The following is a 15,945-nucleotide window of genomic DNA, read 5'->3' on the forward strand; positions in this document are numbered from 1 at the left end:
TAGTATGTTTAAACAAGTTAAGTCAGCAGTTTTTTGGTATTATCTTTATAAATTTAGAAGAAAAGTACTTTTAATTAGTTTTCTACTAATAGTTGTAATATTTGCTAATGCTATATATTCTGATATAGTTCAATATTTAACTTTAAAAGAGAAGTTAGAGTATTTGGAAATAGCTATTTTGTTCAAATGGTTTATAATAATATTTAATATACTTTTTTCAATATATTTGATTTTAACTTTATTCAAAAAAGAGAATAAAGAAGAGAAAAAGAACAATCTATCAAAAACTAAAAAAGTAGATAATGAAGAATCAATAAAAGAAAAAAAATTTACTAAACGAGAAGAAAAGTTTTTAAATAGGGAACTTAAAACTAAAGCAGATATGTTGGTTGAAAGATAAAATGGATATAAAATTTGAAAATTTAGAACAAGATTATAAGTTTCTTTTTGAACATTCACGAGTAGGGATTATTTATTTAGATGAAGAGGGTAATTTCTTTAAAGTAAATAATAAATTTTGTGAAATATTAGCTTATACTAAAGAGGAACTTCTTAAATCAAATTTTTCAGATATTACTTATAAAGATGATAAGGGTAAAAGTTTAGTCTTATACAATAAAACTCAACAAAAAGAAAATAATAGTTACACTTTAGAAAAAAGATATGTACGAAAAGATAGAAAAATTATCTGGGTAGAAATTTTTATAAATCATATTTTTGATGGTAATGGAAAATTTCTATATACTTTGGGGTTTGTAACTGATATCTCAAAAAGAAAAAATATTCAAGATACTATTTTAGAGCAAACAAAAACTATGCAGTTATATTTAGATATAGTTGATGTTGCTATTGTTGTTGTAAATAAACAAGGTAATATCACTTTAGTTAATAGAAAAACCTGTGAGATTTTAGATTATGAAGAGCATTCTATTTTAGGAAAGAATTGGTTTAATAATTTTGTTGGAAAAAAAGATAGACAAAAAGAGATATTTGATTTTGTAAATTCAATTAACAATAAAGAAGATATCTCTGAAAAGATTCAATATAATGTTATTTGTTCAGATAATAAAGAAAGAACAATTCTTTGGAGAAGAAGATATATATATGATGATAAAAAAACAATTTCCGGTATGATATCTTCAGGTGAAGATATTACAGAGCTATTAAAACTTGAGGATGATAAAAAAAGAAATGAAAAACTTCTATTTCATCAAGCAAAACTTGCATCTATGGGTGAGATGTTAAGAAATATTGCACATCAGTGGAGACAACCTTTAAGTACTATATCAACTGCTGCCTCAGGAATAAAAATACAAAAAGAGATGGGTATTTTAAGTGATGAAGATTTTAATTTAGGTATGACTGCAATTGTAAATATGACACAATACTTATCTCAAACAATAAATGAGTTTCAAAATTTTTTTAAAACAGATGAAATAAATAGAAAATTTTCAAATAAAGAACTTTTTTTTAAAATTGAAAACTTTATACTAAATAGTTTTAAATCCTCAAATATTGAATTAAGAATTAAAAGTGATATGGACTTTAATATAGAAGGACCTTTCAATGAATTAATTAAAGTTATTGTTACTATATTAAATAATGCAAAAGATGCTTTTGTAGGTAAAGACTTAAATAATAAAGTTGTTTTTTTAGAGAGTCATATTGAAGAAAAATTCTATACAATTTTTATAAAAGATAATGCAGGTGGAATAGATGAAAATGTTTTAGATAAAATTTTTGAGCCATATTTTACTACTAAACATCAAAGTTTAGGCACTGGCATTGGATTATTTATGGTTAAGGATGTAATTGAAAATAGATTTCAAGGAAAACTTGAAGTCTTCAATGAAGAGATAAGTTATAAAACAGACCTTAGAAAAGGTGCTGTTTTTAAAATAAGTATACCTAAAAATTAAAGTGATTAATCATTTTTCATAAATAGTGTTTGTGTAGGATATGCAAAATCACAATTATTTTCTTTTACTAATTTATTTATTTTTATAATCAAATCCTCTTTTACCTCTAGCCAATCTTCCCAGTCTGGACTTCTTGAAAAACAATAGATGAAAATATTTATAGAGCTTGAACCATATTCATCTATATAAACCATAAGGTTTCTTTTTACTCCATTTAAATCTTCTCTTTTAATTGCTTCAAATCTTCTTGTTCTTCTTTCTTTTATAGTTCTTTCACTGGCAATTCCTGCGTGATTAATTAACATTTCATAAATATCTTTTTTAAGATTATAGATATCCTCAATTGAACTTTCATATGTTATATTAAGAGTCATTTTGATTCTTCTACCTATTCTTCTTTTTGAATAGTTTTTTATATGTGTATTTGCAAGTTCAGAGTTAGGAATAGTTATCATTGCATTGTCAAATGTTCTTATTCTTGTTGTTCTCATTCTAATATCCACAATTGTACCCTCTACATCATTAGCAAGTATCCAATCCCCTTGTGAAAATGAATTATCACTCATAATATTTAAAGAGCCAAAAAAGTTTGCTAGTGTATCTTTTGAAGCTAAAGCTATAGCAATACCCCCAACCCCAAGAGATGCTGCGATTGCTTTTATATCAATTCCTAATTGAGTAAAAAGAAACAGTATAACTAAAAGTATAAATATAACTTTTAATATTCTAAGAATAAAGACAATCATCTCTCTTCTTACATTTGGATATTTTTCAACTAGATGTTGGGCAAAGCTTGTAATACTATTTGAAAGTAAAGCATAAATAGCCCAAGTTAAAAGAGCTATGTAAAAAGTATTTATCCATGGTACAACTTTATTTAATAAAAGAGTGTCTTTTACCAAAATATACAATGAAATATGTATAGATAAGGTATAAAGTGCAATAACAAGAGGTTTCCTAATAGAGTTTTCTATATATTCTAAAATCTCTTTATTCTCTTCCTCTTCGTCATCTTCATCTCTATATTTTTCAATAAAAATCTTATTTAATAAAGATATGAATATAGAAATGACTTTTGTAACAAAAAGTTTGAAAAATAGTAAAACTAATAAAACAATTACTATTTCTCCAATAGTTATTTTAAAATGATAAGAGGTAAATTTTGATAAAGAAGAGATGAATTTATAAGAATCTATGGTTGATATTATATATTGAAGGTTAAAGTTATCTATAAAAAAGTTTGTTGTTCTGTATTGATTTATATTATCTTTTAAGTATCTTAATGTAAATAGTTGTTGAATATATTGATTTAATAGTTTTAAATAGTTTTCTGTTAACTCTTTTGATATTCTATTATCATTGTTTTTTTCTTCTTCATAAAACATTCGAAACTTTTCAAAACTATTTTTTAAAAGATATTCAATGTTATTGTCTAAAACCTGAATAAAGTATTCTTTATCTTTAAAAGATTTTCTTGCGTCAACTAAATCTTTAAGTGTTGATTCATAAAGAGCTTGTTGTCTTAAAAGTTGTAATTCAATCTCATCTCTTTTGATTGCAAGATTATTATCCTCTTTTTGATTTAAATTAATTCTATTTTCAAGATAATTAATTCTTGTATTATAATCTTTATTTTGAAACTCTTTTAGTAAATAGACTTCTTCATTTATATTTTTAATAACATCTTGGGCTATTTTAATTTGTTCATTTACTTTTTGATCAATAGATTGTTCATTAATCTTTTCTTGAGTAGTTTGTATCTCTTCTTTTGCTTTTTCTATATTTCCAGTAAAAAGTGTTTGCGCTGAAAATAGATAAGAAGGTATAAAAATAAAAAAGATAAAAAATTTAAAAAAATTCTGCATAAAAACTCCACTTATTTACATAAAACGTATTATATATAAAATAGACTTATTAAGAGTTATTAGATTATATATGATAACAGTTATCAATATCAGGAAATATTAAGGTTTAGTATTATATTATTTTGATATTGATTATCATAAAAGGAGTATAAGATGTCAGTATTAATAATAGGTGGAGACAAGATAGATACTATAAAGAATATTTTAGATGAATTGGGAAAGTTTTCAATCACTCACTGGGATACTAGAAAAAAATCGAGTGCTTGTAGAAAAGAGATTCCTCAAAATACAGACTATGTTCTTATGCTTACTGATTTTATAAATCATAATGCAATGTATAAATATAGAAAAGAAGCGAAAAAGAAAAATATACCTTTAATCTGTACAAAAAGAAGTGCAAGTTCAGTTTATTGTGAAGTATGTAAGTTTTTAAATATGAATAAGTGTAAGGAGGAATAAAATGAGTGAAGCAGTAGTTAATGAATTAAACAATTTCAAAAACTATAAATATGAGCCAGTAACAAGAAGAATTGTAAATCTAAAAAGTGTATCAAATGCTGATATGGATGAGTTTTTAGCTATTGCACACATTTTAGATTCCAACTTTATAAAATATAAGTTTTCAACAAATATAGATATTAGAATAATAGGAAAGAAATAATGAGTAAAATAGGTTTTGATATACAAAATGAGTTTTTACCATCTTTTGATAAATTTAAAACGATGGGAAATAAAAGATTAATGTTTTTAAAACTTTTTAATCAAGAGGTATCTTGTGATATGAAGTTTTCAAAAGATGAGTTAAAAAAGGCAAAAAAAGAATCGTTGTTTGATATATTTTCAAATAAAATTTTGAAAAATTTACAGTTTCCTGTTTACACACAATCTTTTATTACAAAAATAGATGTAGAAACAACAAATAAAGTAAACTCTTTTTTAAAAAAAGTAAATGCAAATCCAAATTTTTATAGTTGTTCTTTAAAAAACTCATTAGAAGAGACAAAAATATCAACAGCAGCAAAACTTATAAATATTTTAGAAGATTGTAATTATTCTTTATATCTAGATGGGGAAAAGATATTTAAAAATTTTGTAGTAAATAAAATATTAAAATCTAGTGAAAATAGAGAAGTGAATGTAAATCTTGATTCAATAGATATAAAAAGTCAAGAGTATTTATTTAAAACTAAAATATTCACTTTTTGGGAGTTTATAGATAGTGATAAGCTTGAAGTTGATAAACATATAAAAAAAGCTGTAGATTGTATTAAAACTTCTGAGTTTAATCAAGTATATTTGGTTTATCCAAAAAATGAAAATTTTGATAGACACATTCAAATTAAATGTGATGATTTGATAAAAAGTGATTATATGATTAAATTAATACCGTATTCTATGCGTTCAACATTAAGATAAAGGAAAAAAATGAAAGCTATTTTTTATGCAAGTAGTACAGGAAATACTGAATTTGTATCAAAAATGATAAAAAAAAGATTGGAAGATTTTGAGTTAATAGATATTGCATCTGATGGAATATCTAAAATGGAGCAATGTGATTCTATAATCATAGGTGTATCAACTTGGGGTGAGGGTGATTTACAAGATGATTGGGATGATTGTTATGACGAGTTGCAAGAGATTGATTTTTCAAATAAAAAGATTGCATTATTTGGTTTAGGTGATCAAGAAAGTTACGGCGATGAATTTGTAAATGCTATGGGAACAATATATGATGTAGTTTCTAAAGATGGAAATGAAGTTGTAGGTTTCACTTCAACTGATGAGTATGATTTTGAAGAATCAACAGCAGTTAGAAATGGTCAGTTTGTTGGACTTGTAATTGATGAAGATAATCAATCATCTTTAACAAAGAAAAGAGTTGATGATTGGTGTGAAGAGATTTCAGGGAAGTTGTAAAAACTTCCTTGTTAATCAAAGTCTTTTTTAGGTTGATGAAATAGATAACCTTGAGAATATTCAATATCTAGTTCACTTACTTTTTCATATATCTCTTGAGAACTTACATACTCTGCAACAACTTTTATATTTGCTTCTTTTGCAAAGTTTACAATATTTTTTACAACTAAATAAGATACTTTATCTTCTAAAATTTTCTTTATGATACTTCCATCAATTTTTATATAATCTGTTTTTATCTCTGTTAAATATATAAAGTTTGAATATCCACTTCCAAAATCATCAATATATAGTTTATATCCTAAATTTTTCAACATAAGAAGGTTTCTTTTTGAACCATCATAATTAATAATATCTTCACTCTCAACTATCTCTAGACCTAGTCTATTGGCAATATTTTCCTCATTTGCATAGTTTTTTAAAATCGTTAAAATTGAATCATTTATAATATCTTGTGGGTTTAGATTTACATTTAGATATACATTTGGATTTTCTTTTAGTTTTCCATAACATATCTCTAAAACCTTTTTAGTTATGTTTCTTGAAATAAATGTTCCTTTGATTACGGGGAAAATCTTATCAGGAGTAATAATATCTCCATTTCGTGCAATTATTCTAAGTAAAGCTTCATAATGAGATTCTTGTTTATTTTTATTATCAATAATTTTTTGATAAAAACAAGTTACTCTATTTTCTTCAATTGCATCTTTTACATCATTTATTGTCATATAAAAATTATTGTTATCTTGTTCATTTGAAAATATTTCTATTTTATCACGCCCTTTATTCTTGGCATTATAAAGAGCGATATCAGCTAATTTAAAAGCATCTTGAAATGTTCTTGATTTTCCTGGATAGAGATTTACTCCAATAGATACTGTAACATTTATAAACTCTTCAGAAGAGATTTTAAATTTTTTTTCTTGTATTGTTGTGAATATTCTTTCTAGAACATTAAGCGCTTGAAGATGTTTTTTTCTTTTTGTTCTTATTAATGCTAAAAACTCTTCTCCTCCATATCTTACAACTATATCTTCATTTTTTCTTACACAAAATTGAATTGTATTTGCAATTTGTTTTAAGATTTTATCTCCAACATCATGTCCATATGTATCATTTATTTTTTTAAAATAATCTATATCCAAAGCTACTAATATATAATCAGTTAAATTTATAAAATCTTTTGATTCTTGTAAATAGTTTCTATTATATACGTTTGTTAATTTATCAATAAAAGCATTCTTTTTAACAGTTATATATTTTATTGTTTGAATTATAAAAGCTATTATAAATAAAATTATTATAAAAATAATAGTGATAATCGCATATTTTATTACAGATATAATTTGATTAATATCTTCAACTTTTTCTACTGAAAAATCTATTGCTAATATTAGTTCGACATTATCTTTATATATTATTGGAACCAAATAAGTGATTGATAATTGATGAAGTAGAGGTTGTTTAATTAACACAGGTTTTTTTTCTGTAAAAATCTCTAACCATTTTGGACTATCAATATCAAATTTTTGATTTACAAAAGCTTTATCTTTTTCAGGTGCACCATCAATTAAAAATCTAAAAACACCTCTTTTATCTCTATAAAGTAAGTAGGCATATTTAATATTTTTTGTAAGAAGAATACTGAGGTTTCCTTCTATTATCTTATATAGCTTGGGATTTGTTTTTATATCTGTTACATAATCTTTACTATCTTTTAAAAGAGAAGTTATTACTTCAGAACTATTTTTAGATATTGATATAACATCTGAAGTTGAAATATCTAACATCTTTTTCTCAAATTTTTTTTCTAGTTTAATAGTACCATAAAGTAAAATCCCCAAAGAGATAGAGATTAGTAATGAGAAGGCAATTAGATAAGAAGGTTTTCTTATTATAAATTTAGTACTCATTATTATAGTCTTCTACAAATTTGTTGTACTCTTTTTTCAAATTTATATTATTTTTAACTAATCTACCTTTTATAAGTACGATATTTGGTCTACTTTTACTCCAGAAAAACGCACCTAAATATTTTTTATTATTTAAAAGTTTTTTATAGTTATTTGTAAAAAAGTATTTATTATTAATATTTTTACATTTTAAATTTTTTTCATCATATTTTACAAAAATAAAATCAGCTTTTTTACAACTATTTACAATATTTAATTTCGTTGAATAAACTTTTTCATCTATCTGTCTTATATCAGGAATATAAAGATTTATTTTTTCATTTTTAGTAATATCTTTTGCTATTTTTGTAATAATTTTTGCTTCTAGATCAATCACTTTATCATATTCATCAATCAAATATGTGTAATTTTGTCCATATAAACTAAGAATAAATAGAGATATTGATAATAATATTTTCATCAAAACCTCCAATTCAAGCTAAAAGAGATAGCTCGGTCGTAATCATCAATTAAAGATAAAGTTGGATTTGCATATCCAGCTGTATAGTCACTAAGAATTGATTGAGTAGGTTTATTTAAAAGATTTGTTCCTTTTAGACTTATACTAAAATTTTTTGTAAAATTATGTGTTGCTCCAATATTTAAATTGTAAGAATTTTTTATATCTAAACCTAAATATTCAAACCCTTTTCTATATATTAGTGAAGCAAAATAGCTAGTTTTGTCAAATGACTTAGAAAACTTTAGATAACCACCATCTGTATAATTGCTTTGTTCTTCAGTTAATTGGCTCACAAAATAATTAAATTCTAATTTACTTTTATTATCAAAATTATAAGTATAATCAAAAATAAATCCATTTGTTTTAATGATATGATCAACATTTATAAATCCAATTGGATTTACAAAATATATGTAATCCGTCATATGTACGTTAAAATATTCTACACTTAATCTTGATTTTTCAAAAGTATAAGCACCCTCAAAAGTGAAGTAGTTGTATTTTTGTGAATCTAAAATTGGTCTTTGCATAAATGCAGAATCAATATTATAAAAAGATGGGGGAATATGACTTATAGTATAAAAAGTTTTAAATCCAAGATTTTTAGTTGGTAAAAAGATTGAACCTATTCTATAAAGGTTTTTTGTACTATCAACCATAAAACCATTTCTTTTATAGCTATTTACTTTAAAATTTCCAATTATTATTAGATTATCTAAAATTTTATAATCATCTTGAATAGCTAATGAATAAGACTTTTCTTTGTTAAATTGATTCCCATAATTATATTGTGGAATATTATTTATAGTTCTACTTTTAACATCATAATCCTTACTTGTAAAACTTAAGGAAGTAAAAAGATTGTTTTTTTCTGTTTTAAAATTTTTTGAAATAGTTGCATTTAATTTCGTAAATTTAGAATCATCATCAAATTTTTTGATAAACCTTCCTAAATAACCTGGAACTCCAACTACACCTATAGCTTCTTTGTTTTGTTCTTTATATATTCTATCTTCAATATCTGCTGATAAATTAAGTTTTAAAGAGTTATCATCTAAAAAGTATCTATTATAATTTATAAAGAAATTACTAGATTTAATTTTTCCATCATCAGAATTTGAATCAAAAGACATACCCTGATAATTCTCTTTTTCTAATTTTGTATATCCTAGATTTATTTTATTCTTCTCATTGCTAATATCTAAAAATAGATATTTCTGGGAAGTATCATTGTCAAGTAAATCATTTTTATAAAATCTATCAAAAAAACTGTTTTGATTTGCAAAATATAATAAATATGACCAACCATTTGCAAGTATTGTAGAATAACTAAACTCTTGAGAGTTGTTACTATTATTTGTAATAGTTGTTTTTAGGTTTGCACCATTTTCTTTTGAAGGATTTTTGGTATAAACTCTGATAAACTCTACACCCGTTTCATCTCCTAAAGTAAAAGAACCTTCTCCCATATAAATTTCAATATAATCAATAAGGCTAACTGGTAGTTCGTACCAACTTAAAAAAGGTGATTGTGTATATGATGAACTTACTTCATGGTCATTTATGAAAAGTCTAAAATATCCACTTGTTTCAGATTTTGTCCCAACTAATGATAGAGTATTTGCTCCAAAAGAACTTTTATTTAGACTTGTAATAGGTAATTCTTTTAAAATATCACTTAATCTATCATATTGCATCGCTTTTAAATCTTTTTGAGAATAGATTCTAGCATGTCCCATCTTTTCATTTAGAGTTTGAAGTGAATTTTTAGAGGTCTCTTCATACTCCTCTAACAAGGAATCTATGCTTGATGATGCAAAAAGCATTTTAAAAAGTAAAATAAGAATTAATATTAATCTTAACACTGAATTTCCATTATAATTTTAGATTATAATTATACTTTATAAATTTTAAAAATCTAGTAAAATAGAATATAAAATATAAACAGTTAGGGGATAATTTTGTTATTATGTACTGCAATACCCGAAGGTATTACAGTTATTTTTCTAAAAGATGTTCATATCTTTTATCAGTTAGAAGTTTTAAGAATGCAACTAGTGCATCTATTTTTCTATCATTTTGTTTTTTTGCCTTTAGTTCCTCTAAAGATATAGTTTCTTTAACTTCAGGTTCTGCCCAAGGTTTTCCTGTTTCAGGATTTAGTTTTCTCATTTTATGATTGTATTTATCATAAAACTCTATAACTGTTCTTAAATCTTTAAAAACCCCATTATGCATATATGGTCCAGTTACTGCAACATTTCTAAGGGTAGGAACTTTATATTTACCTTTATGTTTTTTATCTGTAACTTTAGGATTAGCTAATAAACCATCATCAATATTCTTAACTCCATTTTTTACTCTTAAATTTGGATTTGCTGGTACCCCAATATTGTGGTATTCATAGTTAGTAAAAGTTTCATATTTTTTATCTTCACCTTTTAAAACATGGCACGTGGCACAAGAGTTATTGTTGTTAGAGAAAAATAATGACCTTCCTAAATCCTCTAAAGGAGTTAAATCATATTTACCTTCTAAAAATCTATCATATTTAGAATCAAAGGGTGCAAACTCTTTTGTCATTTCAAATTTTTCAATTGAATCTGTCATCGCAAAATAAGCTTCCTCATCAGATTTAAATATATCATTTCCATAAATATCTTTTAGTGTTTTAATATAATAAGGGTTTTCTTTTAATCTTTCTACAACACTCTTTTTATCAGGCATTCCCATTTCAATTGGATTAAGTGGTGGGCCACCTGCTTGTCCTGCTAGTGTTGCTTCTCTTCCATCCCAAAATTGACCTCCTATATATTTTTTCTTTTTTTCATCAAAATGGAATTTTGGACTAAACATCGCATATGCTGCACTTGGAGCTTGTCTATCACCTAAAGACTTACCATCATCACCCATAGATGCCATCTTATTAACTGTATTATCTCTATTATCTATAAAACCATATTCTGGATTATGACAAGTTGAACATGATTGTGTTCTATTTTTTGATAAGTTTTTATCAAAAAACAACACTTGTCCTAATTGCTCTTTCATTTTAATTTTTTTTGCTATATCTTCTTTTGTAGGTGTAGTGTTTGTACATCCACTAAAAAATATTATGGCAATAATAACGCTATATAATTTTAAATTTTTCATTAATTTCTCCTTCTTAATAAATTAATAAATGGATAAACTATTATATTTGTAATAGATTTATAATTATTCATTTGTTCTTTTTTTAATCCAAATTTTAAAACTTTTACCTCTTTTGAAAGGGTTAGGGTTCCAAATATTCTGTCCCAAATAGCTAAATAGCTTCCATAATTTTTATCAAAATGTTTTTTGCTATGATGTATTTGGTGTTGCTTTGGTGAAATAAACCATTTCTCAAGAGACTGAAAATATGCTAAAGGTATATGAGAATGTCTTAGGTTTGAACCAAAAAGTGAAAATATAAAGATAAATATATTTGCACCTAAAACCTCATATAATCCAACCTTTGAACCAAAAAAATATATAAATACACCTGTAACTAATCCAATACTTAATGAATATCTAAATCCAAAAAGAATATTTTCTACAGGATGAACTCTATAAAAAGTTAAAGGGTTTAATACCTTTGCACTATGATGAACCTTGTGAAACTCCCATAAAATTGGAATAGTATGTAAGAATCTATGTATCCAGTATCTAGTAAAATCGCTTACAATAAATAGTGTGATAGTATATAAAGCAATAGTAGTTTCATAAGAAATATCTTGTATTTGATTAAATCCAAAATTATAATACAAATGTTTATTTACCCAAAAAGCTACGGTTTTTGCACTAATTACTATAGGAATAATCAATAAAATCTTAATAAAATATGACAGAATAAAATAGTAGTAATCGAGTTTTGAGCTTGGATGTAACCAAAGTTTTGAACTAAATGCTATTTTTCTATATCTTTTATTAAAATAAATAAAAATTATTCCAATTGCAATTGAAGATGCAAGATAGATCCAGTAGGTACGTCTACCTGGATCTATTAAATACTCTAATACTAAAAAATTATCCATTTAAACTTTCTAGTCTCCATCTGCTTCAATAATTTTTGCATTTATTGATAATTCTTCAATAATCTCTAGAAATAAAATAACATGAATATTACTAACCTCTTCATATAAATCTTGTGTTTTTAATAGATTATCATCTTTAATCTCTTTTACAAGTTCTAATGATTTATCAATAGATTCTCTTAAACTTTCAATTTGTGTACCATCAGTGATCTCAAGTAAATAATCTCCATAATCTTTATAGTTTTTATTATTAAAAATATTTTTATATGTTAATAATATTGCTTCAATAGCATTTGAACTATTTTTACTGATTATATATTCTGCTCTATTATTATCAGGTTTTCCTTGATATTTTTTTGTTTCCCCAATAATATCACCAATACGCCACTCTTTTAATTTATATGTACTTTGGATTAATGTATTAATAGTTATTGAATTAGCTTTTTTAATATCAGATAAAAAGTTTTTTTCTTGAACTTTATATTCTTCATCTATCTCTGATAATAAACTTTCTATTTTTGAAATAATTGCTAGTGCAAACTTATTTACTCTTTCATTTTGAATATCTTTTTTTGCAATAATATATTCTAATGCATTAATAGATTTTAAAGAGTTTTTAAATAGTGCAATTCTAACTTCATCATCACTTTTTATGGCTCTATCTAATTGTTTAGTAATATCTTCATTAATATTGTGAAAAACATCTAAATATCTTGGTGTATCAATAAAGTCTTCATTTAAGTCACCTAACAAATAAAATGCCTGAACACTTTTCCATGATTTTACAAGCTTTGCAAAATCCTCTTTACTTTTTTTGGTATTCTTTTCTAATACAGACTTTTTTAAAGCATCAATATCTTCTAATGCTCTATTTGCATTTTTAAGAATAACTTTCTCATACAAATTTTTTAATGTTTCTTTGTTATCACTTATATCATCTGCATAAGAAAACACTGCTAAAAGTGACACAACTAAAAAATATTTTAATAGTTTCATTTTATACCTCTTCTAAAAACTTAAGTAGTTTTTTTCTTTTTTCTTTTTCAAGATTCATAAATGCCTCTTTTATACTTTGAGCTTCGCCACCATGCCAAAGAATAGCTTCTTGAAAATCTCTTGCTCTACCATCATGAAGTAATCTAGGGTTTTTGCCATTTATCTTTTTATGTAAGGCTAAACCCCATAATGGTGGAGTTCTCCATTCACTTCCCGTTGCTTTGAATTCGTTTCTTCCATCAGCTAGACCCTCTCCCATATCATGTAACAACATATCGGTGAAGGGTGTAATTTTTATACCTGATTTTGTTTCAAAAGACTCAATATGACATTTGTTACAACCTATTTGTTTAAATATTTTAATACCATCTTTATAAGTTGTAGTATTTTTATCTATAGTATAGGTTTTTCTTTTTTTTAGATAGAAAGACATAGCTTCTAACCTCATATCTGTAATATCAAGTGCATCTCTAGCTTTTGGTGCTTTATTGCATGCTTCTTGTTGCTTTGTGCAGTTTTCATTTGGATAATATGTTGTAGTTAAACCCATATCGTTATTTGCAGCATCAGCAGTTTGATGTATTATAGAAGTTGTAGTAGCTTTCCAACTATATTTTCCAAGCTCAGTTTTTTTTGTTATTGGCGAATATACATAATTAGCACGTCCTGATATTCCATCTTTGTTTTTATCAAATTCATCTTCATTTTTTAATATATCTTCATTTGAAATATCACTTAATAAGCCTAAACCATTTAAAGTTGGAGCAATTCTAAAAGTTAAAACTGAATCTTTATGTAAAGGACCATATTGTAACTCTTTTAAAGCGTAATTTGGTTTAAGTATTGTATCAATCTCTCCATCAGGAAAAGTGATTTTCTTTTCTGTATAAGTTATATCTGTTTTAGCTTCAAATTTAACTCCATGATTAGCATTTAAAGCAATTTGTACACCATAAATTGGGTCTGGAATTAAACCTTTGGTTTTTAAGATATTTTCATCTTTTTTATTGTTTTCTAAAGATAATTTAGGAATTAAACTTCTTGAAAAATCCCCTTTACTATTGTATAAAGTTCCTCTTCCATTTGATGGGTGGCAACTTGCACAGGTATTTGCATTAAATAAAGGTCCAAGACCATCTCTTGCAGTTGTTGCGCTAGGTGCTTCAACCCAAGGAATTCTAAAAAAACTTTTTCCCAATATAAATTTATCATACTCTTCATCACTTAATCCAGCTATTGGCTTTAGAAGTAAAGACTTATTTTTTTCACTTGATAAATCTTTGCCTAAACCATTAACGGCAAAAAGCCCTGTAGCAAAACTTACTACAAGGCTTTTTATTAAAATTGTTTTGAAGAGTTTTAAATTATAGTTTTGTCTCTTCTGGATCTGTAACATCATCAGTACTCAAAGAAATTCCATTTGCAGTTGCAACAGTTACCATTGCATCACCTAATTTTCTCATCTCATTTTTAAGTTTTACAATAACTTTTGCTTGTGGGTTATCTGGTTGAATTTGATAATCGAAATGCTCTTTTGTATTAGCAATCTCATTTACACTAGCAATTTTTTCTTCAATAGATTTCATTAGTGCTAAAATATTAGCTTTTTCTTCAGCTGATACAGCATCTAGTAAAGATGGTCCATATGATTTACCATTGTAAGTTGAAGTTAAAGCATTTCTAAAACCTAAATAGTTTGTTACAATGTCTCTATGGGTATTATCTGAGAAACAAGAGTGTTCATCTTCTTCAGATGGAGTTAACACAGCAACAGCAATTCTTTCGTTTGCTAGTTCAGATTTTATAAATACTCCCATTCCAGCAATAACTTGTTTTAAAGCAACATTAGCAGAGATATTTTTTGAAGCATCTGTTCCAGTTAATTTTCCTAAGAATGCATTTTTATAAAGTCCATCATCAGCCCAAGCATTTGCAACAACATCTAAATCAGAAACAATTTTTTTAGCAGAAGCTTTTAAGTATGCAAGTCTTCTTTGTGCATTTTTATCTGTTGTAAAATCAGATAAAGGTCTTTGCCCAGCTGTAAGAGGTCCATTTGTAATAGAATCTTTCACAAAGTTTGAATAATCTTGATCTTGTCCCCATAGTAGGAACTCAACTGCATGGTAACCAGTCGAAACATTAGCTTCTCCACCATTTTCATTTAGAGCTGTAATTGCATCAACTGTAATATTAGAAACATCAACACTACTTGATTCTTCACCACCTGGATTAAATTCTCCTGCTGTATCAATAATATTTCCAGATGTTTTATTTCCATCTGCATCAATAGTATAATCAATCATATTTTCATCTAATGGCCAAGCATTAATTTGTCCTTCAAGTGCTCCGTAAGTATCTGCAACCCAACCTTCTTCAGCATCAATTGGACCATTTGAAAGTCTAAAAATTTCAGTTTGTCCATATGACTCTCTAGAGTTCAACCAAGCTCTTTTAGCTTCTTCTAATGTAGCTTCTGTTGGATTTTTAACAAATTTTTCAATTGCAACTTCTAAAGATTTAGCATCCTTTAGTGCATCGTTATAGTTTATTTGAGCAATATTTGCATATGCAGTAAGTATTTTTTCAGCTTTTTTATCTACTTTAACTGTGTTAACTGTAGTGTTTTCTGAACTTGCCGTGCATCCTGCAAATACGAAAGCTGCTGCAACACTTATCGACGCTGCAATTAATCTTGTTTTCTTCATGTATGTATCCTTTATTAATTTCATGGGAAAATGATATTATAGTTATTTTAATAATTAATATCATTAATGT

Annotated in this window: 15 protein-coding genes; 6 read left to right on the plus strand and 9 right to left on the minus strand. The window is 25.7% G+C overall.

Annotation, left to right across the window (positions count from 1 at the left end; all coding sequences use genetic code 11):
• The first annotated feature begins 4 nt into the window (after positions 1-4).
• Together ACKU4C_RS03210 and ACKU4C_RS03215 are read left to right on the plus strand one after the other, a co-directional pair.
• On the plus strand, positions 5-400 hold the full coding sequence (locus tag ACKU4C_RS03210) for a hypothetical protein (protein WP_321314410.1): 396 nt from the start codon (positions 5-7) through the stop codon (positions 398-400).
• On the plus strand, positions 390-1,919 hold the full coding sequence (locus ACKU4C_RS03215; RefSeq protein WP_321314411.1) for a PAS domain S-box protein: 1,530 nt from the start codon (positions 390-392) through the stop codon (positions 1,917-1,919). Before ACKU4C_RS03210 ends, ACKU4C_RS03215 begins: the two co-directional genes overlap by 11 nt.
• A gap of 5 nt (positions 1,920-1,924) precedes the next feature.
• Here ACKU4C_RS03215 and ACKU4C_RS03220 read toward each other — a convergent pair whose 3' ends face one another.
• The gene (locus ACKU4C_RS03220) at positions 1,925-3,784 is read right to left on the minus strand and encodes a mechanosensitive ion channel domain-containing protein (RefSeq protein WP_321314412.1); all 1,860 of its coding nucleotides are present in this window, start codon (positions 3,782-3,784) and stop codon (positions 1,925-1,927) included.
• Between the two features lie 153 nt (positions 3,785-3,937).
• Here ACKU4C_RS03220 and ACKU4C_RS03225 point away from each other — a divergent pair, with 153 nt between their 5' ends.
• From ACKU4C_RS03225 to ACKU4C_RS03240, 4 genes are read left to right on the plus strand one after another with little or no spacing between them, the layout of a single operon-like run.
• Positions 3,938-4,243 carry a DUF2325 domain-containing protein gene (locus tag ACKU4C_RS03225; protein ID WP_321314413.1) on the plus strand — a complete coding sequence of 102 codons (306 nt, stop codon included), beginning with the start codon at positions 3,938-3,940 and terminating at the stop codon, positions 4,241-4,243.
• A gap of 1 nt (position 4,244) precedes the next feature.
• A complete protein-coding gene (locus tag ACKU4C_RS03230; protein ID WP_321314414.1) occupies positions 4,245-4,445 on the plus strand; it encodes a hypothetical protein in 201 nt (66 codons plus the stop codon).
• On the plus strand, positions 4,445-5,200 hold the full coding sequence (locus tag ACKU4C_RS03235; protein ID WP_321314415.1) for a hypothetical protein: 756 nt from the start codon (positions 4,445-4,447) through the stop codon (positions 5,198-5,200). Before ACKU4C_RS03230 ends, ACKU4C_RS03235 begins: the two co-directional genes overlap by 1 nt.
• 9 nt (positions 5,201-5,209) lie before the next feature.
• The gene (locus tag ACKU4C_RS03240) at positions 5,210-5,701 is read left to right on the plus strand and encodes a flavodoxin (RefSeq protein ID WP_321314416.1); all 492 of its coding nucleotides are present in this window, start codon (positions 5,210-5,212) and stop codon (positions 5,699-5,701) included.
• Between the two features lie 11 nt (positions 5,702-5,712).
• Here ACKU4C_RS03240 and ACKU4C_RS03245 read toward each other — a convergent pair whose 3' ends face one another.
• From ACKU4C_RS03245 to ACKU4C_RS03280, 8 genes are all read right to left on the minus strand, one after another.
• On the minus strand, positions 5,713-7,614 hold the full coding sequence (locus tag ACKU4C_RS03245; RefSeq protein WP_321314417.1) for an EAL domain-containing protein: 1,902 nt from the start codon (positions 7,612-7,614) through the stop codon (positions 5,713-5,715).
• Positions 7,604-8,074 (minus strand): hypothetical protein, encoded by a 471-nt coding sequence (locus ACKU4C_RS03250; RefSeq protein WP_321314418.1) that lies wholly within the window; start codon positions 8,072-8,074, stop codon positions 7,604-7,606. The genes ACKU4C_RS03245 and ACKU4C_RS03250 overlap by 11 nt, the downstream gene beginning before the upstream one ends.
• Complete coding sequence (locus tag ACKU4C_RS03255; RefSeq protein ID WP_321314419.1) at positions 8,074-9,981, minus strand: TonB-dependent receptor plug domain-containing protein; 1,908 nt, start codon at positions 9,979-9,981, stop codon at positions 8,074-8,076. Before ACKU4C_RS03255 ends, ACKU4C_RS03250 begins: the two co-directional genes overlap by 1 nt.
• A gap of 133 nt (positions 9,982-10,114) precedes the next feature.
• Positions 10,115-11,269: a cytochrome c peroxidase gene (locus tag ACKU4C_RS03260; protein WP_321314420.1), complete on the minus strand. Its 1,155-nt coding sequence runs from the start codon at positions 11,267-11,269 to the stop codon at positions 10,115-10,117.
• Positions 11,269-12,171 (minus strand): sterol desaturase family protein, encoded by a 903-nt coding sequence (locus ACKU4C_RS03265; RefSeq protein WP_321314421.1) that lies wholly within the window; start codon positions 12,169-12,171, stop codon positions 11,269-11,271. Before ACKU4C_RS03265 ends, ACKU4C_RS03260 begins: the two co-directional genes overlap by 1 nt.
• Positions 12,172-12,180: 9 nt before the next feature.
• On the minus strand, positions 12,181-13,167 hold the full coding sequence (locus ACKU4C_RS03270; protein ID WP_321314422.1) for an imelysin family protein: 987 nt from the start codon (positions 13,165-13,167) through the stop codon (positions 12,181-12,183).
• A 1-nt stretch (position 13,168) separates the two neighbouring features.
• The gene (locus ACKU4C_RS03275) at positions 13,169-14,563 is read right to left on the minus strand and encodes a di-heme oxidoredictase family protein (protein WP_321314423.1); all 1,395 of its coding nucleotides are present in this window, start codon (positions 14,561-14,563) and stop codon (positions 13,169-13,171) included.
• Positions 14,532-15,875, minus strand: coding sequence for an imelysin family protein (locus ACKU4C_RS03280; RefSeq protein WP_321314424.1), 1,344 nt, complete (start codon positions 15,873-15,875; stop codon positions 14,532-14,534). The genes ACKU4C_RS03275 and ACKU4C_RS03280 overlap by 32 nt, the downstream gene beginning before the upstream one ends.
• Positions 15,876-15,945: the final 70 nt, after the last annotated feature.

The sequence above is a fragment of the Halarcobacter sp. genome (assembly GCF_963676935.1).
GTDB lineage: Bacteria > Campylobacterota > Campylobacteria > Campylobacterales > Arcobacteraceae > Halarcobacter.

Excerpts from the sequence above, each read along its gene's own strand:
- ACKU4C_RS03210 (WP_321314410.1), top strand. The coding sequence starts at position 5 with ATGTTTAAACAAGTTAAGTCAGCAGTTTTTTGGTATTATCTTTATAAA.
- ACKU4C_RS03220 (WP_321314412.1), bottom strand. The coding sequence starts at position 3,784 with ATGCAGAATTTTTTTAAATTTTTTATCTTTTTTATTTTTATACCTTCT.
- ACKU4C_RS03225 (WP_321314413.1), top strand. The coding sequence starts at position 3,938 with ATGTCAGTATTAATAATAGGTGGAGACAAGATAGATACTATAAAGAAT.
- ACKU4C_RS03230 (WP_321314414.1), top strand. The coding sequence starts at position 4,245 with ATGAGTGAAGCAGTAGTTAATGAATTAAACAATTTCAAAAACTATAAA.
- ACKU4C_RS03235 (WP_321314415.1), top strand. The coding sequence starts at position 4,445 with ATGAGTAAAATAGGTTTTGATATACAAAATGAGTTTTTACCATCTTTT.
- ACKU4C_RS03240 (WP_321314416.1), top strand. The coding sequence starts at position 5,210 with ATGAAAGCTATTTTTTATGCAAGTAGTACAGGAAATACTGAATTTGTA.
- ACKU4C_RS03245 (WP_321314417.1), bottom strand. The coding sequence starts at position 7,614 with ATGAGTACTAAATTTATAATAAGAAAACCTTCTTATCTAATTGCCTTC.
- ACKU4C_RS03250 (WP_321314418.1), bottom strand. The coding sequence starts at position 8,074 with ATGAAAATATTATTATCAATATCTCTATTTATTCTTAGTTTATATGGA.
- ACKU4C_RS03260 (WP_321314420.1), bottom strand. The coding sequence starts at position 11,269 with ATGAAAAATTTAAAATTATATAGCGTTATTATTGCCATAATATTTTTT.
- ACKU4C_RS03265 (WP_321314421.1), bottom strand. The coding sequence starts at position 12,171 with ATGGATAATTTTTTAGTATTAGAGTATTTAATAGATCCAGGTAGACGT.
- ACKU4C_RS03270 (WP_321314422.1), bottom strand. The coding sequence starts at position 13,167 with ATGAAACTATTAAAATATTTTTTAGTTGTGTCACTTTTAGCAGTGTTT.
- ACKU4C_RS03275 (WP_321314423.1), bottom strand. The coding sequence starts at position 14,563 with ATGTTACAGATCCAGAAGAGACAAAACTATAATTTAAAACTCTTCAAA.
- ACKU4C_RS03280 (WP_321314424.1), bottom strand. The coding sequence starts at position 15,875 with ATGAAGAAAACAAGATTAATTGCAGCGTCGATAAGTGTTGCAGCAGCT.